Raw genomic sequence first — 24,974 nt, 5'->3', positions numbered from 1 at the left:
ACCACTTTCAATGGAATTTGGAAAATCGAACTGTGCTACCAATTAGTCTGAGACCCAATTATATAGAGGCCCGAGATGAAATCGGTCATCTTGAAATTGACTCAATAATCGGTAAGAAAAATGAAAGTGCGGCAATAATATCAATCGTCGATCGATGTTCCAGAATGAATTGGCTGATCAAGGCTGAGTATCGATTAGACTACTATACATCCTCATTAATTAGAAAATTTATAGAAGAAAACAAAATAGTAACGAAATCAATAACTGTTGATAATGGATTAGAATTTAATACAATGGGAATTACTGCGAAACGACTCGGTGTAAAACTCTATAAGTGTGATCCTTACTGTTCTTTTCAGCGTGGTTCCAATGAACGAGCCAATGCAATAGTCAGAAGATTTATTCCTAAAGGAAAGTCACTTTACAACATTGGACAACAATATCTTGATGACATTGCCTTTAAAATCAACTCAATGCCTCGTAAAATATTTGACTTTAAAACTGCTTATGAGATAGAATTTTTAAAAATGAATAGTGGTGCGGTTGAGATTTGATAAAAGAAAAACAAGCCTTCGGGCTTGTTTTTACGTATTGATGATTTTTGAATTCAATCCAGGGGTTTACATAAATTGTTTATTACTATAAAAAAAGCTCCGCAAGGAGCTTCTAATTTTTCTCGGGTGCAGGATATGTTACACCTTTAGTATCGACAGTAATTGATGCAATAACATTATCACTGTCTGTTGTTGGACGATCACTTCGATCACGATCCAATGCAGCAATTTTATCGACAGCTTCTAAACCACTAGTGACCATACCAAATGCAGCATAGTCTTTGTCTAGGTGCGGTGAGTCTTTATGCATGATGAAGAATTGTGAACCTGCAGAGTTTGGATCTTGCGCACGTGCCATTGAAAGTACGCCACGATCGTGTTTTAAATCATTCGGGAAACCATTGTTTGCGAATTCCCCTTTGATACCATAACCCGGTCCGCCCATTCCAGTCCCATCAGGGTCTCCCCCTTGAATCATAAATCCAGGAATTACGCGGTGGAAAATAACGCCATCATAAAAGCCACTATTTGCCAACGTGATAAAGTTGTTGACGGTATTGGGAGCAACTTCAGGATACAATTCAGCGGTAATAACATCGCCATTAGTCATTGTAATGGTAGCAACTGGATTGGTCTCTTTACTATAATCAGTTTTTGTTTCTGGTGGTGAAACAGGTTCTTCTTTGGGTTTGGATGAACAGCCCACCAACAAAATGCCGAGAATCAGCAGTACACTCAATTTTTTCATACATGTCTCCTCTTTGTATATCTTAGTCATTATAGCATTCTCAATGTGATAAAGCGGTTAAAAATTTGTGGATGAGGACGTGAATCCCTCGGAAGTTAGCGTAAAACAGGTATCAAAAATGGCTTCCATCAATCCACGATCGTGTGTAATGCAAAAAATTGCTCCAGGAAATGCTTCAAGCATTTCGGTGACTTCCTTTTGCGTGTCTGGGCTGAGGTTGCGCGTTGGTTCGTCAAGAATTAAGAGTTGGGGTGATTGATTCATAGCATGGAGCAAGGCAACCTTTGTGCGTTGGCCTCCCGATAGTTTATGCAAGGGAAGTGTCATTTCTTCACGCGAAAAACGCAAGTGTGAGAGTGCATTACGTGTTGATTCAAGGGCATCACGCATGCCGCTGGGTGCGCAATGATCTAAAGGACTTAACGATAAATCCAAGTTTTTCCAAATATCTTGATACACGACTTGATATGCAATTGAGGATGTTGCGAGCGGTTCGGTCCATAAATTAATGAATGTAGATTTTCCAATTCCATTCGAACCTGTGCAAGCAATTTTACTGGTGCTCGTCATCGAAAAATGAATGGGCATAGCTATCATCGGGTGAGACACATCCACATCGATAAGATGACGCTGTGAAATCGGTGCGAGAGTGTCGAGTACGAAAGTACTTGGCGACTCAACAGTACGATGTTCGGTATGTGGCTGTTTATCATAACGTGCTTTTTGGGCCTTAAGATTCTTCATTTTCTTTTGCAGTCCAGGGTCTGCCCGATTGACGTTTTGCAATTGATGTCCTACTTTTTGATATTGTTGCCGCCACGTATCAAGTTGTCTTTTGTGTTCACGTTCTTGACTTGCGACAATTTGGTTATGATGGGCAATTTTTCGTTGGCGAATATCCAAGTAATCTGCGTAGGAACCTTCAAAGAGTGTGATTTGTTGCTTGGTCTTTTTGTTGAGTAACTCAAAGTGGATAATCCGATTTGCAGTATGAGTGATGAGTGCAACGTCATGTGATACAAAGAGAATCGGCACATCTTGCTCTAGCATCCAAGCTTCGAGCCATTGCAAGGTATCAACATCGAGATTATTGGTAGGTTCATCAAGAACGTAAACATCGACATCTTCGAGCATGAGTTTGACCAACTGTAACTTGACACGCTCACCACCACTTAAGGTGGTAAGTGTACGGTCAAAATCTTCTTCCGTAAGATTGGGTAAAAGTTTATGAAATAGTTTGAGAAATACGGCGTAACGATCCCACTGATTATTTAATGCGAATTCGAGTACACTGAGATCAAGATCGCCCAGTGATACATCTTGGGATACGTAGCCAAAAACAAGATTTGGTTGTGATATTGACCGTTGAATATCAAGATCCATTACATCAGGGTGATGGATAAGTGTTTTTAAAAAGACACTCTTTCCATTGCCTTCTTCGCCAATGAGAGCGATGCGGTCATGTTGATTTACAGACATAGAAAAAGACGTGACAAGTTCACGTCCTTCTTTTGTCTTAGTGTTGAGACTAAAAGTAAACATTAGAAAACTCCTCCTTATTTAATATTTAGATTTAAATAAAAAGAAATTGTCCCAATTGCTTCACCAGTTTAGCGATGTGCTACCTCTCTAGTCAAAATAAGTGTACAAGTGGATAACGAAAAAGTCAAATCTCATACTTTTTGTTTCAGCTTACGCAAATTGTTCGTACGCTTAATCTTCTTAAGTGCAGTACGATTGGCACTGTATGTTTTCTCGGCAGAGTTTTCATTTCCAGGGATATAGAACTCTGTATCTTTAAGTTCATCCGGCAAGTACTGGATTTTATTCCATAAATCGGCACGATCATAATCGTACATATCAATCGGATCGACCCCGACCGCATTCAAGCGTAAATATTTAGGAACTTGGTACGCGGTATTACGAACTGTATCTAAGGCACGATCAATGCCATGTTCGGCACTCTTCGATTTTGGTGATAAGGCGCACTCAATAACGACGACACTTAACGGAATCCGTGCTTCTGGAAAGCCGATTCGGCGTGCAGCAGCTACTGCTTCAGCGACACGTGCACATAATGCAGGATTAGCAAGACCGATATCTTCGTAGGCAATCGTAATCAAGCGGCGTTCGATGGAATCAAAATCCCCGACTTGGATTAACTTAGCGAGATAATATAAGGCACCATCAACATCGCTTCCGCGAATCGATTTTTGGAAGGCGCTCAAAGTATCGTAGTAGTTATCAGAGTCTTTATCCATTGAAATATTCATGGATAAAGAAAGGGCGTTAAGATGCTGTGCTGTGAGGTGTGTATCTAATGTTGATTTGGTAAGAATCTCCAAGGCATTCAAAGCATAGCGAGCATCACCGTTTGCGCTTTTAGCGATAGTTGCAATGACATCATCATCAATCGATTTATCCGGATAGTTCTTGAAAGCCCGTTTAAGAACAGCTTCTAAATGCGTAGTATCAATCGGATTAAACTCGAATAAGTGAACGCGTGAACGGATTGCTGGGTTAATCGAGAAATAAGGATTGGCAGTTGTTGCTCCAATCATCGTAATGAGCCCACTTTCAATATGAGGTAAAAGAACATCTTGTTTGTCTTTGTTGAGGCGGTGGACTTCGTCGATAATCACAACAAGTCCTTGACTCATCTCAGCCTCAACAAATAACTGATCTAATTTTTTCTTGTTATCAGTGACCGCATTGAAAAGTCGAAACGGACGTCCTAAAGTGTTTGCGATCGCCATCGCTGTGGTGGTTTTTCCAGTGCCAGGAGGACCGAAAAAAATCATGGATGGAATTTCTTTGTTAGTGACAAGATTGCGTAAAATTTGACCTTCCCCGAGTAAGTGGTCTTGGCCGGCAATTTCATCAATAGTTTGTGGTCTCACAGTATGTGCTAAAGGTTTATTCATACAAATCTCCTTGTATATATTGTATCATGATTCATGTAAAATAAGGCATAGAGGTGACACCATGAAAATAGTAATTCAGAAAGTTAAAGAAGCAAAAGTTATTGTTGATTCGGAAAGTGTTGGAGCGATTCAAGAGGGCTTTATGCTACTGGTAGGAATTGAAGTCGATGATGGCGAACGCGATATCCAAAAAGCAGCGGATAAAATTGCGCAAATTCGCCTTTTTGAAGATGCCGACGGTAAGATGAACCGGAGCATTCAAGAGGTCGGTGGAAAAATTCTATCAATCTCACAGTTTACACTTGCAGCCGATGCCCGCAAAGGAAATCGTCCCAGTTTTATTGGTGCAATGCGTCCAGAGTTGGCAAATGAATATTTTGAACAGTTTAATGCGAAACTTAGAGCGCACGGTATTGAGGTTCAAACAGGCAAGTTTCAACACCATATGAACGTCATATTAGACAATGATGGACCGGTTACCGTGATTCTAACGATCAAAGATGGTAAGGTCATTTAAGGTGTGATATTATTATGGGTGGAAATCGCTAAGGAGGGATAAGTATGAGTACACGTCTTGATGGTTTGCATGTTTCGAAAGAAATTCGAAAACAAATTGCACAAGAAGTTTCTGAGATTACGATGCAAGGAAACCGCGCCCCATCACTTACAGTTATCTTGGTAGGAAACGATCCAGCTTCTGAAACCTATGTAAATTCGAAAATGAAGCAAGCGAGAGCTGTTGGAATGACTTCCAATACCATTCGCCTAGAAGAAAATACGTCTGAAGATGATGTATTACGTCATATCCATGCCTTAAACGATGATGCAGATGTAGATGGAATTCTCGTCCAGCTGCCATTACCAAAACATATCAATGAAGACATAATTGTGGATGCCATCAGCCCACGTAAAGATGTTGACGGACTTCATCCAATTAATGTTGGCCTATTGGAAATTAAACGCCCTCAGTTCATTTCGTGTACACCTAAAGGAATTATGCGCTTATTGAACTGGTATCATATTGATGTAACAGGCAAACGAGCGCTTGTCATTGGGCGAAGTCGTCTTGTGGGAAAACCCATCGCGACACTCCTAACCCATGCGGATGCAACAGTTACCCTAGCACATTCTCGGACTCAAAATCTTGATGCTTTGATCCAAGAAAGTGACATTGTCGTTGTGGCGATTGGGAAACCCAACTTTATTAAGGCATCTCAAGTTCAATCACATCAAGTATTGGTAGATGTTGGAATTCATCGTATTGATGGCAAGATTGTGGGAGATGTTGATCCAGAAGCATATGAAAAAGTTGCTTATGCGACACCAGTACCGAAAGGTGTTGGTCCGATGACTATCGCAAGTTTGTTGGAAAACACACTGCAAGCATACCGTGCGCACCACGCGCAATAATAAGGAGACCCTATGATTAAAAAAGAATATGGCCTTGGTGATATCGTTCAGATGAAAAAAGACCATCCCTGTAAAAAATCACAATACTTCAAAATTACACGTATGGGTGCGGATATTAAAATAAAATGTGAAGGCTGTGGTGCTGTCATCATGATGGAACGCCACGAATTTGAAAAGAAACTCAAAAAAATAATTGAAAGAAATGAGGCATAAATATGGCATTAACAGCAGGAATTGTTGGTTTACCAAACGTTGGAAAATCAACACTATTTAACGCAATCACAAAATCACAAGTTGAAGCAGCGAACTATCCGTTTGCGACTATTGAACCCAACGTGGGTGTTGTTAAAGTAAACGACAAACGCTTGGAAGATATTCGAAGTAAAATTGAATCTGAAAAAATTATTCCAACAACATTTGAATTTACCGATATTGCTGGACTTGTAAAGGGTGCATCAAAAGGGGAAGGTTTAGGAAACCAGTTCCTTTCAAACATTCGTGAAGTGGATGCAATCGCACACGTCGTTCGTTGTTTTGCAAATCCAGACATCGTGCATGAACACGGGGTTGTTGGAGATCCAATCTCTGATATCGAAATTATAGAAATTGAATTGATGCTTGCTGATTTACAATCAGTTGAAAATCGCTTAAATCGTGTCGGACGTAAAGCCAAATCAAACGATAAAGATGCACAGAACGAACTTAAAGTGCTAGATAAGTGTAAAGCAGTGCTTGAAGACAACCGTCCGCTTTCTGATTTGTCACTAACTGATGATGAAATGAAGTTAATTCGTACATTCCACTTCCTAACAATCAAACCTGTAATCTATGTTGCGAACGTCGATGAAGACAGTATCGCAAATGTTGAAGAAAATGAGATGTATCAAAAAGTTAAAGCATATGCTGAGGCACGGGATAGTCGTGTTGTTACTGTATGTGCAAAAGTAGAAGAAGACTTGTCTAGTCTTGCAGATGAAGAACGTGATGAGTTCTTAAGTGAACTTGGTGTCGAAGAGAGTGGCCTCGACGTTTTAGTTCGAAACGCCTACGATATTCTAAGCTTGCGCACATTCTTTACAGCAGGTCCGAAAGAAATTCGTGCATGGACATTTACTGAAGGCATGAAGGCACCACAATGTGCTGGGGTAATCCATACTGATTTTGAAAAAGGATTTATTCGTGCGGAAGTCTACCATGTTAATGATCTTGTGGAACTCGGTTCCGAACAAGTCGTTAAAGAAGCTGGGAAACTTCGTTCGGAAGGTAAAGAATATGTCATGAAAGATGGCGATATTGTCCATTTCCGCTTTAATAACTAAACTTAACAAAAAATTCACCAAATATCGCAAGTCATTGACTTGTGATATTTTTCTTTGTGGTATAATAAACATAATAAGAGGGGAGAATACTTATGAAATTAGTACTCGCAATTGTATCAAACGATGATAGTTCATCTGTTTCAACAGCGCTAAACAAAGAGAATTTCCAAGTAACACGTCTTGCAACGACAGGAGGATTCCTACGAGCAGGTAACACAACGCTAATTATTGGTTGTGATGATGATCGTGTTGATTCTTGTTTAGAGATTATCGGTCGCGAAGGTAAAAAACGCACCGAAGTGGTTCCTTCCACAGCATCTTATGACATCGGACGCTATGCCTCATTCCCAGTAGAAGTCCAAGTGGGTGGTGCAACAGTATTTGTTGTAGATGTCGAAGCATTCCACAAACTATAATCAAGTACCGCTGAGGCGGTACTTTTATTTAAGGAGACGTTATGAAAGCATTATTATTAAAAATGATTGAGGACCGGATGGATGAAATGATTGCAATCCGTCGGCATCTCCATCAATTTCCAGAATTATCATTCGCAGAAGTTGAGACAGCAGCATACATAAAGAACTTCTATGCGGGAAAACCTGTACAAATAGACACGATTTCAGAGCGTCACGGCTTCGTAGTTACGATTAACCCAGGGAAATCAGAACGCGTCCTCGCATTGCGGGCGGACTTTGACGCCTTGCCAATGCAAGAGTTAGTCGAGAGTTCGTTTAAGTCTCAACATGATGGTATTATGCATGCGTGTGGTCATGATTTACATACAGCGGCTCTTATGATCGCTGCTGATAGTCTTATCACACTTCGTGACCAATTACCGATTACTATTAAAATTATTCATCAGCATGCTGAAGAAACACCTCCAGGAGGTGCTATAGATTTCATGAACTCCGGACTTCTTGATGACGTAACCCGTATTTACGGAGCGCATGTAATGCCTGATGAAAAGCTCGGAACCATCCGTTATGCGAAGACATCAATGATGGCTGGTAATGCCGCAATCACAGTTGATATTACTGGATTAGGCGGTCATGGGGCATCGCCACATCTAGCGAATGATGCCATTGTTGCTGCAAGTCAATTTGTTGTAGCAAGCCAAAGCATTGTGTCTCGCCGTATTGATCCTCAAAAACCAGCCGTAATTACCATCGGATCGTTTGAAGGAAAAGGCGCCGATAACGTCATCCAAGAACATGTTCATCTTGCTTTAAGCACGCGTTATTTCGAGGAAAGTGTTGAAAAGCGTCTTGAATCAGAACTTGAAGCGCTGTGTCATGGTATTGCTGCTATGTACAAGGTAGAGGTCCAAATGAATCATTTAGGAGGATACCCAGCACTTGTAAATCATCCTGAAGTGGTATCGAAGATTATTCCAGTTCTTAAAAAAACAGCCTTTCTTGATACAGTTGAAGCAATTGAGCCTGTACCATTCTCAGAAGATTTCGCAACGTATTTAAAAACAATTCCAGGTGCGTTTCTATTTGTAGGGTCATCGGCATCGCCATCTCCATATTTTTTACATAATCCTAAATTTGAAGCTGATGAACGGGTATTGGTAATGCTTGCGCAAACGATGATTGAACTAACCATTGCTTATATTGATGAGCCATAACACATGAAACTTTGTGTATTTAGAAGATAAAATCACAACATAACGCATAAAAAACAAACAAAAAAGGAGCGAAAGCTCCTTTTATTTATTATAAATACGTTTGTGGTGTTTGACTTCTTTAAGATAGAATGGTGATGTTTCGTGGGTTGTATCCAAGATTTGGTGCGAACCATCTTTAATTAACGATACATTATACATCGCTTCATAGGCATGAATCGATAGGCGTTTACGGGCATCAATCATGGTTTGATGGTCTGAAACAAGATGGTCTTTGTAACCGTCCTCAAGAACACCACTGAAGAATTCTCCAACAGCCCCTGAACCGTAACTAAACAATCCAATTCGAGAATCTGCGGCTAACGATCCTTTTTCCAGTAATGAAATAAGACTCAAATAGAGCGAACCTGTATAAATATTTCCAACCGATCGGTTGTAGTAAGTAGCGTGATTAAAATTCTCAAACAAATCAGGGCGGGTATCTATATCTGCAACCATACGTAATGATTTAAGGCCGAGTTTGGTATACGGAATATGGAATGTCAATGCGCTGAAATCATCAAGTGTGCGACCTGTATTCTCCATATAACGATTAAATGTTGCTTCAAAGAATCGTTGGTATTGTTCGTTCGAATACTGTCCATCGACAAATGCATAGTCGCTGTAGTTTGGACGCCAGAAATCCAAAATATCATCGGTAAAGTATGCAGCATCATTATCCAAACTCATAATGCGTGGATTTGCAGCAATTAAAATCGCAACAGCACCGGCCCCTTGTGTCGGTTCACCACCTGAATTTAAGCCGTATTTGGAAATATCTGACGCGATAATCAGAGCCTTCTTGGTAGGGTTTAGTGCAATATGACCTTTCGCGAGTTGAATTCCTGCAGTCGCAGCATAACAAGCTTGTTTCATTTCGATTGCACGAGCATAGGGGTTAATACCCAATAAATGGTGGATTGCAGTTGCACCTGCTTTTGACTGGTCGGTGCCGCTTTCGGTACCCAGAATAACCAAGTCGATTGCTTCTAAATCTTCTTTAGATAAGATGCCAATTGCGGCATTCGCTGCCATAGTTATGGTATCTTGTGTGATAGGGGGCATTGCCATTCTATCTTGTCCAAGACCAATGGTATACTTGTTCACGTCAGCGTTACGCGCTGTAGCTAAATCGGCCATATCCAGAAAATATGCTGGAGAATAGAATCCGATTTTATCAATACCTATTTTCATAAAGTACTCCTTTTAATAGTAAAACTATTATACGGAGATTTGCCCAAATAGGCAAAGAATACGAAAAGTTTTGTTTTTGGATTAAACAAAAGGTATAATAAACAAGCTAACACTATAAAACAAAAAGGAGTGATCTATTTGCGCGACGTAGTAATTGTAGGCGCGGCCCGTACTGCTATTGGGAAATTTGGGGGAAGCCTCATTGGAACAACAGCCGTAGAAATTGGGACTGCCGTAATAAAAGAAGCGATGAATCGTGCACGAATCAAGCCGGAAGACGTCGATTATGTTGTTATGGGAAACGTGATTCAGTCGGGGTTGGGCCAAAACCCAGCGCGACAAGCATCCGTTCATGCGGGAATTCCATACAGCACACCAGCGATGACAATCAATGAAATGTGCGGTTCTGGGATGAAATCAATTCATCTTGGAATGCAGTCGATTATGCTGGGAGAAAGTGATGTTGCGGTTGTGGGTGGTTTTGAGAACTTATCTCAAGCACCACATATTGTAAAAAACGGTCGATTCGGTTCGAAAATGCGTAATCTTGAAACACAGGATACGATAACAGTTGATGGATTTACGGATGCCTTTACACAAGAATTAATGGGAATGACAGCAGAGCATGTTGCGGATCAATTCAATGTGAGCCGCGAAGACCAAGATGCATTTGCATTGGAATCCCAACTTCGTGCAAGTAAAGCACAACGCGAAGGTATTTTTAAAGCAGAAATTGTTCCAGTAGAAACAAAAAAAGGTGTTTTTGAGGAAGATGAATACATTCGTCATAACTCAACACTGGAAGGACTTCAAAAGTTGAAACCAAGTTTTCGTGAGGGTGGTTCTGTAACTGCAGGAAATGCATCTGGAGTTAATGATGGAGCAGCTGCTTTGGTTATTATGAGCCGAGAAAAAGCAGAAGCCATGAATCTTGAGATTCTCGCAACTATTAATGGGTTTGCGGAAATTGGTATGGATCCATCAATTATGGGCTATGCACCTTATCTTGCGGTTTCAAAACTCGTTGAAAAAACAAAAATTGATTTAAACAGTGTTGATCGCTTTGAATTGAACGAAGCATTTGCCGCGCAGTCATTAGCGGTTATTCGAGATTTAAACATTGATGCAAATAAAGTTAATGTGAACGGTGGTGCGATCTCATTGGGGCATCCAATTGGAGCTTCTGGAGCACGTATTATGGTTACACTTATCTATGAAATGCTTCGATCCGACTCAAAACGCGGTGTTGCGTCACTATGTATTGGTGGTGGAATGGGCGTTGCGATGCTTTTAGATCGTTAAAATAATCAATAAGAAAAGGTTGGTACAATGTATCAATCTTTTTGTTTTCGTTAAAATATACAAACATATCGCGTGAAAATACAAGGTAAACCATGTAAAAGCACATACTTAAATTGTAGGGAAAACACAGAACGTGATATAATAAATGCAATGTTTTTGAAAAGAGGTAAAAATATGGAAAGAGTTCGAGTTAGATATGCGCCAAGCCCAACTGGGTTTTTACATATCGGAAACGCGCGTACAGCGTTGTTTGACTATTTAATTGCAAAACACTACGGGGGAGATTTCGTATTACGTATCGAAGATACAGATGTGGAACGTAATGTTGAAGGTGGCGAAGCGTCACAAACATATTTCTTAAATTGGTTAGGGATTGAAGCAGATGAATCACCTGATAAACCCAATGCGAAATATGCGCCATACCGTCAAATGGAACGTTTAGATATCTATCGAGAATACACAGAAAAACTTCTTGAAAGTGGTCATGCATATAAATGCTACTGTACTTCAGAGGAACTCGAAGAAGACTATAATCGCCAAAAAGAAGCTGGCCATGCATCGACACGATACAATCAAAAGTGTTTACATCTCGATGATGCGACGAAAGCTTCATATGAGGCAGAAGGGCGCCAACATTCAATTCGTCTCCATGTTCCAGAAGATCAAACATACACGTTTGACGACATGGTACGTGGTGAAATCACTTTTGAATCTAAAGATATTGGTGACTGGGTAATCGTTAAATCAAATGGGATTCCAACGTATAACTTTGCCGTTGTAATTGATGATCACTTGATGGAAATATCACATGTATTCCGTGGCGAAGAGCACATTTCGAATACACCAAAACAAATGATGATTTTTGATATGTTCAATTGGGAAATTCCACGATATGGTCATATGACACTAATCGTTAACGAGAACGGTAAAAAACTCTCAAAACGTGATAACTCTGTAATGCAGTTTATCAGTCAATATAAAGATCAAGGATACCTTCCAGAAGCAATGTTTAACTTTATGGCACTTCTTGGATGGTCACCAAAAGGTGAGAAGGAACTCTTCACCAAAGAAGAATTAATTGCTGAATTTGATGAATCCCGTTTATCAAAAGCACCGTCTATGTTTGATGTTACCAAATTAACATGGATGAACCATCAATACCTAAAAGAAAAATCAGATGCAGAATGGCTTGAATTTGTGAGACCTTATGCTGCTGCAAGTCACGATCTTGCAGCAAAAGATGAAGCATGGGTCGAGAAACTCTTGTTACTCTATAAAGACCAAACACAATATGGTTCAGAAATTGGAAGTCTGATTGAGAGTTTCTTCAATGAGCCAGTTATTACAGAAGCTGAAGAAGAAGTGCTTTCATGGGAAACAACTAAAACAGTGGCTGCATCATTCTTGAAAAATCTACCAGAAGCGTGGTCAGTTGAAGCACTAAAAGAAGCATTTAACGCAACTAAAAAAGAAACTGAACTTAAAGGAAAACCATTATTTATGGGCCTTCGTGTCAGTGCTACCCATCAATCACACGGACCTGATCTTATGAGTGCGTTATACTTAACAGGTTATGATGTGGTTAAAAAACGTTTAGAAACTTATGTCAACGCTTAATAAACGCTGTGTTGAGCAGAAAGTGATGCGTGACACGGTTCACGGGTATATCCATGTAAATTACCAAGTAATCTGGGATCTGATTAACGCACCAGAATTCCAACGACTCCGTCGAATCCACCAATTGGGCGGTACCTACATGGTTTATCATACTGCGGAACACTCACGGTTTTCTCACTCATTAGGAGTCTATGAAGTCGTACGTCAAATGATTGAAAAAGTTAGTGGTCTGAAAGAAAGTCTGTCCGAAGAAGAGCAAATTGCCCTTCTTTGTGCAGGACTATTGCATGATGTTGGACATGGTCCTTTTTCGCATGCGTTTGAATCCGTAACCTCGGTTCACCATGAAACATTCACAGATCGAATTATCCGCGAGCCGTCTGAAATTAATCGGATTTTAAAACAGGCGAGTCCTGATCTACCGAAAATTGTGAGTGATATTATTGCGCATCGCCATGAACGAACATTATTAACACAGATTATTTCAAGTCAACTTGATGCCGACCGTATGGATTATCTATTGCGTGATTCATACTTCACAGGCGTTAGTTATGGAGAATTTGACCTACAACGAATTCTTCGAACTATGAAGTTGGAAAACGATCGTATCGTCATGAAAGAAAGTGGCATTCACGCTGTTGAAGATTACATCATGGCGCGATACCAAATGTACTGGCAAGTTTACCTTCACCCTGCGTCACGAAGTTTTGAAGGAATTTTACTTTCAATCTTCTCAAGAATGCGTGATTTGATGACAACCAATCCAGAATTGTTGGATTGCGTTGCATTCTTCAAACCATTTTTGAATAATACAGAAATATCACTTGAAGACCATTTCAAACTTGATGAGCCAGCGGTTACACATGGTTTCACTGTGCTTACAGACAGTGATGATCCAATTTTAAAAGACTTAGCGTTACGTCTTTTAAATCGAGTTCTCTTTCAATATGAAGATTTAACGGGAACAAACCAACTTGAAAAAATTCGTCGGGCAACGATACAGAATGGTTATGATGCGAGTTACTATGTTGTTGAGGATTTCACAACACAGACCTTGTATCAAAAGCCATATCGCAAAGAAGACACAAATTCAGGAATTTATGTATCGATTAAAGGTGACCTTGTTGAGTTATCTGAAGCATCATCGATTGTAAGGGGATTTGTGCAAGGGGAAGATAAAGAAGATCGAAAGGTTTTCTATCCAAAGGAGATTGTATATGAATAGTCAAACATACATCACAATTCGTGAAAATATTATGAACGCATTACCCAAAAACACTGTAACGTTCTTATTTAGTGGTAAAGGTGTACGCAAATCAGCAGATGCACAGTATCCATTTCAAGCAAACCGTAATTTCTACTATGCAACAGGGATTGAAGAACCAGAGGCTGTAGTTGTATTTGATAAGACTACCCAAGCTGTGACGTTGTTCCTTCGCGAAATTGATCCAAATATGGAAAAATGGGTTGGTCACTACATGACGGAAGAAGAGGCACAACTCATTTCTGGAATTGAAGATATTCGATACTTCGATGAATTTGATGCTTTTGTAAATTCGGTCATGGAACGAGACGTACAAATCGGTCTGGATTTTGATCACGATACAATAACAGAAGAATTCCACGGTTCCGGTTTAGCATTTGTGGATTTTGTGGGTGAAGATCGCGTTGTTAATATCTTTGAAGAACTTGTTAGATTACGAATGGTCAAACTTCCAGAAGAAGTTGAAGCGATTAAGCATGCACTTGTTGTTACAAATGATGCCATCATGGGTGCTCTTGAAGAAGTGAAACCAGGGAATAATGAAAATGATGTTGCCGCACGTTTCTACTATGAAGGTATGAAGCAACACGGTGACTTGATGTTTGATACGATTTTAGCCGGAGGAAAAAATGCAACAGTACTCCACTACATTGAAAATAATCAAGAACTATTAGATGGAGACCTTGTCTTATTTGATTTAGGAATTCGTGTTAATGGTTATGGTGGCGATATTTCTCGAACATTCCCAATCAATGGTAAATTTACAGATCGTCAACGTGATGTTTATCAAGTTGTCTTGGATACGTTCCATGCTGTTAATGAAGCAATTCGTCCTGGCATTAGCATTAAAACATTGAATGATCTTGCAAAAGAGTATCTTGCTGAGGGCTGTATCCAATTGGGGCTCATAGAAGACCCTCAAGACGTCTCACGTTACTACTATCACGGTATTGGACACTCATTAGGGTTGGATACTCACGATGTCTGGATTGACCGTGAGGAGCCGCTCCAAGCAGGTAATGTTATTACCAATGAACCTGGACTTTACATCGCTGAAGAAGGCATCGGAATCCGTATTGAAACAGATGTCTTGGTAACTGAAGAAAGTAACGAAGATCTTGCCCCACAAATCATCCGTGAGGTTTCAGATATCGAAGCTTACTTCGAAAGCAAACAATAAGAAATGTGAATTCTGTATGAAAGTGCAACGATATCCGTGCACTTTCATTTTTTTTTGTTAAAATGTATTGACATTATACCGTATTTTCATATAATGCAATGGTAAATAAGTAAGGGGGCAATCTATCCGTTTTGAAAATTACAGTTATACAAAAATCACGAGAAGCGAATGCAAAGACAGTTGATGAAAACGCAACGTTACAAGATTTAGGTGTGTACAAGCGTATTAGTTATGTCGAAAAAAGTGGCGCAGTTGTGATACTCGACATTACGGACCATGAAATTTCGCTCAAACGCCAAGACAGTTGGCTAACACAAGGTCTATTTCGTCGAGATGAATCGACAGAAATGCTCGTTAAAAACGAACATGGAACAATTGTATTTGATGTAAGTGTAGATGAAATGAAGATTGACAACAATGTATTTTATATTAGGTATCATTTAGACCAAGAAGGTCAACGTGTTGACACACTTGAGTTTGAATGTTGGTGGGAACCGGAGGTATAACATTATGGCATCTAAATCGTTAAGCGATATTGCATTTGATAAATTACAAAAGAAAAAGAAAGAAACTACTTTCCAAAAATTATGGGCTGAAGTTTCAGAAGAAGTTAAGCTACCCGAAGAAGCAGCTAAAAGAAAAGTTGCATCGTTTTACAATGCGTTAATGATGGACTCACGTTTCATCTCGTTAGAGGGAAACAAATGGGACCTTCGTGAACGTCATACCCTTGAAAGTTTACAAATTGACCCGGATCTTCTTGATGGTTATGATGACTATGAAGAAGAGTTTGAAGATTACCCAATTGAACTCAGCGTTACAGACGACGAGTAATTAATACAATAACCCAAACCTGCATTTTAGCGAATGCAGGTTTTTAAACCCTAAATGTAAATTTTCCGCTATACATGTGGCTTTTTGTAGTGTCTCGATTTTTATGGTTGAATACCCATAACGAGTTTGATAGAATAATAAAGGGCAGTAGGCTTCCAGCGATGGGAGCTTTTTTATTTTTTAGAAGGAGATAATATGACAACAAAATATATTTTTGTCACTGGTGGTGTTGTATCAGGTATCGGTAAAGGTATCATTGCAGCATCGGTAGGACGTTTACTTAAAAACCGTGGTATGAAAGTGTTTATGCAAAAATTTGATCCGTACATTAACGTTGATCCAGGAACCATGTCACCATACCAACATGGCGAGGTTTTTGTAACCCGTGATGGTGCCGAAACAGACTTGGACCTTGGGCACTATGAACGATTTATCGATGAGGAATTAACACGTAATGCAAGCATTACAACTGGACGTGTATACCAAAACGTTATTAATAAAGAACGTCGTGGTGATTATAATGGTGCGACTGTACAAGTTATTCCACATATTACAGATGAAATTAAAAATAAAATTTATGCAGCGGCTGAAGAGTCTGGTGCAGATGTTGTAATCACCGAAATTGGAGGAACTGTAGGAGATATTGAATCACTCCCATTCCTTGAAGCGGTTCGTCAAGTTCATGCCGAAAATGCTACTGAAGATGTTGTCTTTATCCACACAACTTTAATCCCAAAAGTACCTGCGAGTTCAGAGTACAAAACGAAGCCTACTCAACACAGTTTTAAAGAGCTAATGTCACACGGAATCAAAGCAAACATTATTGTTACACGTTGTGACGAGCCACTTACAAGCGATATGAAAAACAAAATTGCACTTTTCTGTGATGTTCGCGAAAATGCCATTATCGAATCACGTAATGTTGAAAATTTATACGAATTACCATTAATGTTCCAAAAACAAGGACTTGATGAGTATATTGTTCATAAGTTTGGCATTACCGATTTACCGCAAGCCGATATGACAGAATGGAATGAAATGATTGATCGCGCATCACATCTTCAAGACGATATTAAAATTGCGTTGGTTGGTAAATATGTTGAATTAAAAGATGCATATCTTTCAGTTGCGGAATCATTAATGCATGCAGGATACGAAGTAAGCAGTCGTGTTCATATTGACTGGATTGATTCAACAACAATCACTGAGGAAAATAAAGACGATATGCTCGCGAAGTATGATGGTATTTTAGTTCCGGGTGGATTTGGTGAACGTGGTGTTGAAGGTAAAATTACAGCTGCTCGTTTTGCTCGTGAGAACAATGTACCGTACTTCGGAATTTGTTTAGGAATGCAAATTGCGATGATCGAATTTGGCCGTAATGTTTTAGGTATGGAGGGTGCCCATACTACGGAAATTAATCCAGATACAAAATTCCCGATTATCGATATTATGGAAGATCAAATTCATAAAACAAACCTTGGAGGAACGTTGCGTTTGGGTGATTATCCTTGTGAATTGCAAGATGGTACCAAAGCACGTGAACTTTATGGAGCAGATGTTATTTTTGAACGTCATCGCCACCGTTATGAATTTAATAACAAATACCGCGAGCAATTTGAAAAAGCAGGTGTCGTATTTAGTGGCTTGAGTCCTGATGGGCAATTAGTTGAAGTTGTTGAGTTGAAAGACCATATTCACTTTGTTGCTTCACAATATCACCCTGAATTTAAGTCAAGACCGAACCGTTCGCATCCTTTATTCAAAGGATTTGTGGCAGCCTCTTTGCAAAATTCTAAAAAGAGAGTAAAATAGAAGAGAAATTAGGAGGAAGCATAACTATGGCATTAGTTTCAGCAAAAGAAATTCTGGAAAACGCACGTGATGGACATTACGCGGTTCCAGCAATCAATATCAACAACTTAGAGTGGACAAAAGCAGTTCTCTCAACAGCACAAGAAATGAACTCACCAATCTTGGTTGCAGTTTCAGAAGGTGCTGGAAAATATATGACAGGTTACAAAACTGTTGTAGGTATGGTTAAAGGTATGATGGAAGAAATGAACATTACTGTTCCTGTTGCATTACACTTAGACCACGGTAGCTTTGAAGGTGCTAAAGAAGCGCTTGCTGCTGGATTTACATCTGTAATGTTCGATGGATCACACTTACCAATCGATGAAAACTTGGAAAAAACTCGTGAAATCGTTGCAATCGCTCATGCACAAGGTGCATCAGTTGAAGCAGAAGTTGGATCAATTGGTGGAGAAGAAGATGGAATCATCGGTACAGGTGAATTAGCTGATCCTCAAGAATGTAAAACAATGGCTGACACAGGCATTGACTTCTTAGCAGCTGGTATCGGAAATATCCACGGTAAATATCCAGAAAACTGGGTAGGATTAAGCTTCGAAACATTAGATGCAATTAAACAAGCTACAGGAAGCATTCCTTTAGTATTACATGGTGGTTCAGGAATCCCTGAAGACCAAATCAAAAAAGCTATCGATTTAGGTGTTTCAAAAATCAACGTTAACACAGAATTACAATTAGTTAACGCGGCAGCACTTCGTGACTTCATCGTTGCTGGTAAAGACCTTGAAGGTAAAAACTACGATCCTCGTAAACTTTTAGCTCCAGGATTTGAAGCAATGAAAGAAGCTGTTAAAGAAAAAATCGAAATCTTCGGTTCAGCTAACAAAGCTTAATTGAACTTCTAAAGAAATCGCTTCGGCGGTTTCTTTTTTTATGTGTAAGTGGAGATATATTCACGTAACAGACGTAAAAAAACGAAAAAAGAATGTAAGATACTTCAAAAAGACAGTCTTGTGATGAAAACATCTTGATTAAAGTGTGTTGCATGGATAAGATATCAAAGGAAAGTTTTTTGGAGGAGAATATGTATTCAATGGAAGAAACAGTTCAAAAAGTAACTGAACTGGGCCGTAAAAAAGTTGATAAACCATTTATGGCGAAAATAATCTTAGGTTTTTTGGCAGGGGCATTGGTTGCATTCGCATACTTAACCTACATTATCGTGACAGCACGTATCCCAGGATTAGTTGGGGTATTAATAGGTGCTTCAATTTTCCCGGTTGGAATTATTGTGATTCTAGTAGCTGGAGGAGAATTGATTACATCAAATATGACAATCGTTTCTACTGCACTCTTTAACAAAGAAGTGTCAATCAAAGAACTCTTAGGAAACTGGGCAGTTGTAACGCTTGGTAACTTCTTGGGTTCACTGTTTGTTGTTTTAGTTGGCGTACAAATTCTAGGTATGCTTAACCCGTATGTGGATCAGCTGCATACGATTGCGGAAGGGAAAATGCATTATACGGCATTTCAAATCTTTGTCTCAGGCGTGATGTGTAACTGGTTTGTTGGGTTTGCATCGTGGATGAGTGTTGGGGTTAAAGATATGAGTGCTAAAATCTTCTGTATTTGGTTCCCGGTTATGTTGTTTGCATTACTTGGATTCCAACATAGTGTTGCGAATATTTTCTTGCTCCTTGCAAGCAATGTAATGGGTGGTGTATCAATTGGAGGATTTATCTTCAACTTTACATTCGCATATCTTGGTAATATTATCGGTGGTGGTGTCTTAGTGGGTCTCGCTTACACACTTGCGGCCCGCCATAAGCCAGTAAAATAGGAGTCTTCACAAAAGACTCTTTTTATATGCGGTGCTTAGACTATAATTGTTTGACCATTTGGGGTATAATTACTATGACTAAAGGAGTTGTACAAATGGTAGAAATTATTAAAATTGAAGGTGGAAAACGTCTAAACGGAAAAGTAACAATTGGTGGGGCAAAGAATGCAACGGTCGCTTTAATACCTGCAGCAATCTTAGCGGATAACAGTGATGTCAATATCTATGGGGTTCCAAACATTTCAGATGTTGAATCATTGACTGAAATTCTTGAATCATTGGGAGTATCAGTTGAATCTCCGGAGTCTGGCCATTATAAAATTAACACTTCTAATATGAAAAATGTCGACTTGGACATTGATGCAGTCACACGTTTACGTGCATCGTATTACTTTATGGGGGCATTGCTTGGTAAGTTTAAATCAGTGCGTATGATTATGCCAGGGGGATGCTATTTAGGTCCGCGTCCATTTGACTTACATTTAAAAGGATTTGAGGCTTTGGGAGCAACGGTTGAGTATTCTCAAGGATACTACACGATTAAAGCGGACCATCTTGTTGGTGCTAAAATCTATCTTGATTTTGCATCAGTGGGAGCAACAATTAATATTATGCTTGCGGCTGTATTAGCGGAAGGTCGAACCGTGATTGAAAATGCTGCGAAAGAACCAGAAATTATTGACCTCGCAAACTTCTTGACTAAAATGGGCGCGAACATTCGTGGTGCTGGAACAAATGAGATCACAATTGAAGGTGTTACATCATTGAGTGGAAAACCTCATGATATTATCCCTGATCGTATTGAAGCTGGGACTTACATTATTATGGCAGCTGCAATGGCTGATGATGTGACCATTGAAAACATTATCCCATTACATGTCGAAGCGTTGACGTCTAAATTAATTGAGATGGGAGTCAATATGGAAATTGGTGTTGATTCGATTCGCATCTTGAAATCAGAAGCGTTGAAGGCTGTAGATTTTACGACGCAAACGTATCCCGGCTTTGCTACAGATCTTCAACAACCAATGACAACGCTGCTGACGCGTGCGGAAGGGGCTTCAACCGTTAAAGAAACAATCTATGCGGAACGTTTCAAACATACGGCAGAACTCCAACGTATGGGTGCTACAATTAGCGTAGGGACTGCACAGGCAACCATTACAGGTGTTACACCATTATTTGGTAACAAAGTAACGGCGACTGACTTACGTGCTGGAGCATCATTGGTAATTGCCGGTCTGATGGCAGATGGTATTACTGAAATTCATGATATTTATCACATTGACCGTGGTTACGATGAAATTGATAGTAAACTCAAAGCATTGGGCGCTAAATTCTGGCGAGAAACAATCTAAAACTAATTTTAAACCCTACATTCAAGGATGAATGTGGGGTTTTTTTATGCTTGAATGGAAAGAACAATACCGATAAGGCGTGTAGTACGACCACTAAACCGTAGAAGATTGAAGACTAAAAAAACTATGCAAGGATGGTGATGTCATAATTCGGCTAGGAGGTAAAATAATGAAACGTTCTCCAAATAAGTTGTTGTTGTTTTTAATCTTACTGATACTCTGCACAAGTTCTATATGTGCGGCATGGAGTCCACTGATATGGGTTAGTGTACCACGTTTTGGGAAATGGTCGAAGACATCCCGCAGCGTACAAAAAGATAATTATGCGCGTACTGCGTGGATTCAAAAAAATACCCAATCAATTGCCATGAATATTTATGCAGACCTAGTTAGTCCTGTAACGGGAACGCGTTCGGTAACAGACTACATATTGTTAGATGGAACTAGACAAACTCTGCACTATAAAGAATCATTTGGAGGGTTGGGAAGTTACCATATGGGAAGAATATCGTCGGAAAATTGGGAGCCACTTCCAAACCAAGTTAGTTATTGCTTCTACCCTTAGATTACAAGGAGTATATAAATGAAAATGGAGATTAAGCCAATGAGATTCAAACTCATCAAGATTGGATGTATCCTTGTTCTTATAAATGCTGTTAGTTTTAATGTAAGTTTTTGGACGTCTTCGCTGAGTCCGCAACCAGGAAATGGTCCATTTCAATACGTTGTGCTGCAGGAAAGTGCGACAACTGTTTTGTACCCCTTAATTATGTGGGTCACGATTGGTATTGCTCTGTATCCTATCTATGGAATATTTCATTCTCAAGCGGTATCGAGTATGGCAATACGAATGGGGTGGGAGCATCTGTATCGACGTAGTATCGTAAAGATATTTATGAGTGCATGTATCATTCGTTTTTTAACCGAACTTCTAAACATCGCGGCAGTACATTGTTGGAACCCATTTACAGTGGAACCGTTTCAGATTGAATCCCTATGGACGATGTCAGAATTGATTAATCATGCAAATTTAGGTATTGTTTTGGCACACTGGATACTTGCGTCGGTAGGGACTGGGATTTACGCTGTATTTGTATTCCTAATGGCAGATTACATTCGCAATGCGTATATGTATATATTTGTACCAATAATCCAGAAATTCTTGAGTATATTTATATACATTGCAGCTGTTACATCTATGACTACGATTATCCCTAATATCGGTGAGAAAACACCGACGAAAGCAATATTATCGAGCATTATGCCATCTTCAATCTTATCACCAGGGACACACTATGGGTATGTGCTTCAAAGTTTCCTTTCAGCTGCGGTACTCTATGGTGTTTTGTCGTACATTCTCTATCACTTTACATTGAAACGGAGAAGCTTCTATGGGTAAATCATGGATTAAAATAAAAAAATCACGATACCTTGTTATCTACATGTGTGCAGTGTCCTATTCGATGTATACCCTCTACCCCCACATTAGTGCAATTGCGAAAGTGGAAGAAAAACTAAAAGTAGAAAGCTTTATTATGAGTTCCAATATTATTCCTATGTTAGTGACAACAACGTTTTTCATTTATCTCACCCACAACGCACGTCTGATTAAACGAATGCGAGATTCAATTCAAATTCGAATCGGTGAGGACGCGCTAAATCGGTCGTTACGGGTACAAGCAGGTGTAGATACGATGGTATATTGCGTCGTTGGATTTGGTCCACTTATCATAATTGGTTGGGATGGAATATATGAGAAAAGGCTTGTATTTATATTCTTAGGCTGGATTGCGATCAGTATGTTTTTATGGTGCCTTATCATTAACGTTTCTATATTTTTCAAAGGGATTGTATCAGGGATAGTGATTGCAATTCCTATTGTGATGAGTCTAATGCTTCATTATTCGAATATTAATGTAAAAGTTGTTGAGTTTTTGTCCGGAATAAGGTTGACATAAGGAAGGATATTCAATGAAAAAAGCGTGGCAGTTAGGTCTTTGAGAAAATCATTTAAAGGAATGATCGTATTAGATGGGTTAAGTTTAGAAGTAAAAAAAGGAGCACTGATTCATATTCGAGGTGGTAATGGGTCCGGAAAATCCACCCTTTTGAAGCTCATTGCCAAACTCAATGAGCCCGATTCAGGAAGTGTTTATGTAGATGAGACGCAAAAATTGGTGGTTTGATTGAAAATCCAATGTTCATTGAACATGAGACTGCTTTATTCAACTTACAGTTTTTGGCTGAATTAACGGGGACGTTTGATTGGGAAAAAACTAGGGATCTTATGCAACAATTCGATCTCGAAATAACAAACAAAAAACCCGTCAAGACTTACAGTTTGGGAATGCGTCAAAAACTTGGAATCATACAAGCAATCATGGAAAATCAAGACTTGATACTGTTGGATGAGCCTACTCGCGGTTTGGATCGAAAAAGCGTAGCGGTGTTTAATGAAATCATTGAGTCGCTACGAGATGCGAAAAAGACTTGTATAATTTGTGCCCATGATGGCGTATCAAATATTCATTTTGATGCCGTGTATGAGTTAGAATATGGGGAAATTCGTGAGATATAAGTTTGGTAAATATAAATCATATTTGCTCGTTCTTTCAATTAGTCTCTATACGCTATTCACGTCTGAAGTTGCACGCCAATTTCAGTTGCTTAATTTTGGTATTTCCGAATTACCAATTGACACATTTGTGATACTTTGTGCAATTTTGTTCGTAGGATTATGCTATGCGGATACGGTGTATCAGTATGTCCAAATGGAACTATCCCTAAAGATTAGATTGAATGAAGAGGCGTATTTAGCGCTAATCTTTCGAAGAAGTATAAAAACCATGGCCGTCTTAATCGTTCTCCAACTAATCTTAAATGAATTGGTGATGACAACATTAATGTTAGTGAGGACTGTTTTAATGCATACTTTGTACTACGCAACTTTCATGATATTAATACGCATGCGTAAGTATTTGGCGAATTCAATAAGTGTTATCCTGATGGTTTTTACATGCATTGTGTACATTTTTCGAATTGTAATCGTGATGATTGGATAAATGAAAAGGCACTCATTGAGTGCCTTTGTGCTTACTGGTCTTTAGCCTTAACGTTTTGTAGGTAACGATAGACTGTGGGCTCAGATATTTTAAGTATGCGTGCAATTTCTGGAACCGCACCTTTTAACAAGAAGAAGCCACTATCGTAAAGAACCTCAATAGTTTCAAATTTATCATCTTGTTTAAATTTATCAACGGGAATACCTTTTGCTACTGATAACTCAAGAACTGTGTTCTCGGCCATTTCTTCAATTGAGCGGGAGAATGATTCGGGGATTGCGGATTGTTCTTCCGGTTGGTGTTGCTTGTATGTACGAAGCAGTAACTCAATAGCGTCCATACTCTGATTTAATTGTTTGAACACAGCTTCATCAGTATTTACACATATCATACCAAACAACTCACCATCTTTACGCAAGTAATAAGATGCAGACCGTAATTGTTTGTGTTCACGGTTGCTGACTTCACGATAGTGGATCGTGTAGTCGACAGTATCATTAATACCTGCCTTCAGGGCACGCAACACATAATCTGTTGCTGGAGCACCAATTTCGCGTTTTGTAATGTAATTATTGCGAATAGCAACAACCGATGAGTCGAGGTTGGTAAGATCGTGTAATACGATTTCTGAATTTTTTCCTAATAACTCAGCTAAAAAATCGATCATTGGAATAAAAGTTTCTAAATATTTTCGGGCGTCAACAGACATCGACACTACCTCCATTCATGTGCTCTTATTATATAAGAAAACGCTATCTGTGACAACACAACCCAATATGCAGAAGTTTGTGATTTAGATATACAAGTGAATTGCATATAGGAGACAATATCCAGTTTTAAAGCGGTATTAGCGCCATTCAAAGTAAAGATTGTGAAAATATAAACCT

At 39.3% G+C, this 24,974-nt stretch carries 28 protein-coding genes; 23 read left to right on the top strand and 5 right to left on the bottom strand.

The window, feature by feature from the left end:
* A partial coding sequence (locus GVV22_RS10485; RefSeq protein WP_159649998.1) for an IS30 family transposase occupies window positions 1-554 on the top strand: 554 nt, incomplete at its 5' end.
* A gap of 112 nt (window positions 555-666) precedes the next feature.
* On the opposite strand, the gene GVV22_RS10480 is transcribed toward GVV22_RS10485, so the two are convergent.
* The 3 genes from GVV22_RS10480 to GVV22_RS10470 all read right to left on the bottom strand — a co-directional run bounded on the left by GVV22_RS10480 (window position 667) and on the right by GVV22_RS10470 (window position 4,226).
* Window positions 667-1,164: a peptidylprolyl isomerase gene (locus tag GVV22_RS10480; protein WP_236261957.1), complete on the bottom strand. Its 498-nt coding sequence runs from the start codon at window positions 1,162-1,164 to the stop codon at window positions 667-669.
* Window positions 1,165-1,359: 195 nt separating this feature from the next.
* Window positions 1,360-2,844: an ATP-binding cassette domain-containing protein gene (locus GVV22_RS10475; protein WP_159649996.1), complete on the bottom strand. Its 1,485-nt coding sequence runs from the start codon at window positions 2,842-2,844 to the stop codon at window positions 1,360-1,362.
* Window positions 2,845-2,975: 131 nt separating this feature from the next.
* Complete coding sequence (locus GVV22_RS10470; RefSeq protein ID WP_159649995.1) at window positions 2,976-4,226, bottom strand: replication-associated recombination protein A; 1,251 nt, start codon at window positions 4,224-4,226, stop codon at window positions 2,976-2,978.
* 61 nt (window positions 4,227-4,287) lie between these two features.
* Between GVV22_RS10470 and dtd the strand changes: the two genes are divergently transcribed.
* From dtd to GVV22_RS10440, 6 genes are all read left to right on the top strand, one after another.
* Window positions 4,288-4,743 (top strand): D-aminoacyl-tRNA deacylase, encoded by a 456-nt coding sequence (gene dtd / locus GVV22_RS10465; protein WP_159649994.1) that lies wholly within the window; start codon window positions 4,288-4,290, stop codon window positions 4,741-4,743.
* Between the two features lie 44 nt (window positions 4,744-4,787).
* Complete coding sequence (locus tag GVV22_RS10460) at window positions 4,788-5,636, top strand: bifunctional 5,10-methylenetetrahydrofolate dehydrogenase/5,10-methenyltetrahydrofolate cyclohydrolase (RefSeq protein WP_159649993.1); 849 nt, start codon at window positions 4,788-4,790, stop codon at window positions 5,634-5,636.
* 12 nt (window positions 5,637-5,648) lie between these two features.
* The gene (locus GVV22_RS10455; protein ID WP_159638564.1) at window positions 5,649-5,849 is read left to right on the top strand and encodes a DUF951 domain-containing protein; all 201 of its coding nucleotides are present in this window, start codon (window positions 5,649-5,651) and stop codon (window positions 5,847-5,849) included.
* Between the two features lie 2 nt (window positions 5,850-5,851).
* Entirely contained in the window at window positions 5,852-6,955 is a 1,104-nt protein-coding gene (ychF, locus tag GVV22_RS10450; RefSeq protein ID WP_159638562.1) for a redox-regulated ATPase YchF, read from the top strand.
* Window positions 6,956-7,047: 92 nt separating this feature from the next.
* The gene (locus tag GVV22_RS10445) at window positions 7,048-7,371 is read left to right on the top strand and encodes a cyclic-di-AMP receptor (protein ID WP_159638560.1); all 324 of its coding nucleotides are present in this window, start codon (window positions 7,048-7,050) and stop codon (window positions 7,369-7,371) included.
* 41 nt (window positions 7,372-7,412) lie between these two features.
* Window positions 7,413-8,585 carry a M20 metallopeptidase family protein gene (locus tag GVV22_RS10440; RefSeq protein ID WP_159649992.1) on the top strand — a complete coding sequence of 391 codons (1,173 nt, stop codon included), beginning with the start codon at window positions 7,413-7,415 and terminating at the stop codon, window positions 8,583-8,585.
* 81 nt (window positions 8,586-8,666) lie between these two features.
* Here GVV22_RS10440 and GVV22_RS10435 read toward each other — a convergent pair whose 3' ends face one another.
* Window positions 8,667-9,815, bottom strand: coding sequence for a hydroxymethylglutaryl-CoA synthase (locus tag GVV22_RS10435; RefSeq protein WP_159649991.1), 1,149 nt, complete (start codon window positions 9,813-9,815; stop codon window positions 8,667-8,669).
* 138 nt (window positions 9,816-9,953) lie between these two features.
* Here GVV22_RS10435 and GVV22_RS10430 point away from each other — a divergent pair, with 138 nt between their 5' ends.
* The 16 genes from GVV22_RS10430 to GVV22_RS10360 all read left to right on the top strand — a co-directional run bounded on the left by GVV22_RS10430 (window position 9,954) and on the right by GVV22_RS10360 (window position 24,087).
* A complete protein-coding gene (locus GVV22_RS10430; RefSeq protein ID WP_159649990.1) occupies window positions 9,954-11,117 on the top strand; it encodes an acetyl-CoA C-acetyltransferase in 1,164 nt (387 codons plus the stop codon).
* Between the two features lie 174 nt (window positions 11,118-11,291).
* Complete coding sequence (gene gltX, locus GVV22_RS10425; RefSeq protein WP_159649989.1) at window positions 11,292-12,734, top strand: glutamate--tRNA ligase; 1,443 nt, start codon at window positions 11,292-11,294, stop codon at window positions 12,732-12,734.
* Window positions 12,721-13,959: an HD domain-containing protein gene (locus tag GVV22_RS10420; protein ID WP_159649988.1), complete on the top strand. Its 1,239-nt coding sequence runs from the start codon at window positions 12,721-12,723 to the stop codon at window positions 13,957-13,959. Before gltX ends, GVV22_RS10420 begins: the two co-directional genes overlap by 14 nt.
* Entirely contained in the window at window positions 13,952-15,178 is a 1,227-nt protein-coding gene (locus GVV22_RS10415) for an aminopeptidase P family protein (RefSeq protein ID WP_159649987.1), read from the top strand. Before GVV22_RS10420 ends, GVV22_RS10415 begins: the two co-directional genes overlap by 8 nt.
* A 131-nt stretch (window positions 15,179-15,309) precedes the next feature.
* A complete protein-coding gene (locus tag GVV22_RS10410) occupies window positions 15,310-15,684 on the top strand; it encodes a DUF1934 family protein (protein ID WP_159649986.1) in 375 nt (124 codons plus the stop codon).
* A gap of 4 nt (window positions 15,685-15,688) precedes the next feature.
* The gene (gene rpoE / locus GVV22_RS10405; protein ID WP_159638544.1) at window positions 15,689-16,012 is read left to right on the top strand and encodes a DNA-directed RNA polymerase subunit delta; all 324 of its coding nucleotides are present in this window, start codon (window positions 15,689-15,691) and stop codon (window positions 16,010-16,012) included.
* A 195-nt stretch (window positions 16,013-16,207) separates the two neighbouring features.
* Complete coding sequence (locus tag GVV22_RS10400; protein ID WP_159649985.1) at window positions 16,208-17,827, top strand: CTP synthase; 1,620 nt, start codon at window positions 16,208-16,210, stop codon at window positions 17,825-17,827.
* A gap of 26 nt (window positions 17,828-17,853) precedes the next feature.
* Window positions 17,854-18,720 (top strand): class II fructose-1,6-bisphosphate aldolase, encoded by an 867-nt coding sequence (gene fba, locus GVV22_RS10395; RefSeq protein WP_159649984.1) that lies wholly within the window; start codon window positions 17,854-17,856, stop codon window positions 18,718-18,720.
* 191 nt (window positions 18,721-18,911) lie between these two features.
* A complete protein-coding gene (locus GVV22_RS10390) occupies window positions 18,912-19,667 on the top strand; it encodes a formate/nitrite transporter family protein (RefSeq protein ID WP_159638538.1) in 756 nt (251 codons plus the stop codon).
* Between the two features lie 95 nt (window positions 19,668-19,762).
* Window positions 19,763-21,025, top strand: coding sequence for a UDP-N-acetylglucosamine 1-carboxyvinyltransferase (locus GVV22_RS10385; protein ID WP_159649983.1), 1,263 nt, complete (start codon window positions 19,763-19,765; stop codon window positions 21,023-21,025).
* 169 nt (window positions 21,026-21,194) lie between these two features.
* Window positions 21,195-21,590, top strand: coding sequence for a hypothetical protein (locus GVV22_RS10380; protein WP_159649982.1), 396 nt, complete (start codon window positions 21,195-21,197; stop codon window positions 21,588-21,590).
* Between the two features lie 18 nt (window positions 21,591-21,608).
* Window positions 21,609-22,424 (top strand): hypothetical protein, encoded by an 816-nt coding sequence (locus GVV22_RS10375; protein ID WP_159649981.1) that lies wholly within the window; start codon window positions 21,609-21,611, stop codon window positions 22,422-22,424.
* Window positions 22,417-22,983 (top strand): hypothetical protein, encoded by a 567-nt coding sequence (locus GVV22_RS10370; protein ID WP_159649980.1) that lies wholly within the window; start codon window positions 22,417-22,419, stop codon window positions 22,981-22,983. Before GVV22_RS10375 ends, GVV22_RS10370 begins: the two co-directional genes overlap by 8 nt.
* Window positions 22,984-23,022: 39 nt before the next feature.
* Window positions 23,023-23,211, top strand: a complete 189-nt coding sequence (locus GVV22_RS11140) for an ATP-binding cassette domain-containing protein (protein ID WP_268890724.1) — start codon at window positions 23,023-23,025, stop codon at window positions 23,209-23,211.
* The gene (locus tag GVV22_RS10365) at window positions 23,208-23,603 is read left to right on the top strand and encodes an ATP-binding cassette domain-containing protein (protein ID WP_268890723.1); all 396 of its coding nucleotides are present in this window, start codon (window positions 23,208-23,210) and stop codon (window positions 23,601-23,603) included. Before GVV22_RS11140 ends, GVV22_RS10365 begins: the two co-directional genes overlap by 4 nt.
* Window positions 23,593-24,087: a hypothetical protein gene (locus GVV22_RS10360; RefSeq protein WP_159649979.1), complete on the top strand. Its 495-nt coding sequence runs from the start codon at window positions 23,593-23,595 to the stop codon at window positions 24,085-24,087. Before GVV22_RS10365 ends, GVV22_RS10360 begins: the two co-directional genes overlap by 11 nt.
* A gap of 31 nt (window positions 24,088-24,118) precedes the next feature.
* Here GVV22_RS10360 and GVV22_RS10355 read toward each other — a convergent pair whose 3' ends face one another.
* On the bottom strand, window positions 24,119-24,796 hold the full coding sequence (locus GVV22_RS10355; protein WP_159649978.1) for a helix-turn-helix transcriptional regulator: 678 nt from the start codon (window positions 24,794-24,796) through the stop codon (window positions 24,119-24,121).
* Between the last annotated feature and the right edge of the window lie 178 nt (window positions 24,797-24,974).

Source organism: Erysipelothrix aquatica (assembly GCF_009828825.1).
In the GTDB taxonomy this organism is placed as follows: domain Bacteria; phylum Bacillota_I; class Bacilli_A; order Erysipelotrichales; family Erysipelotrichaceae; genus Erysipelothrix; species Erysipelothrix aquatica_A.
The sequence above is the reverse complement of the archived record's forward strand: the minus strand, read 5'-3'. Positions and strand labels throughout refer to the sequence as shown.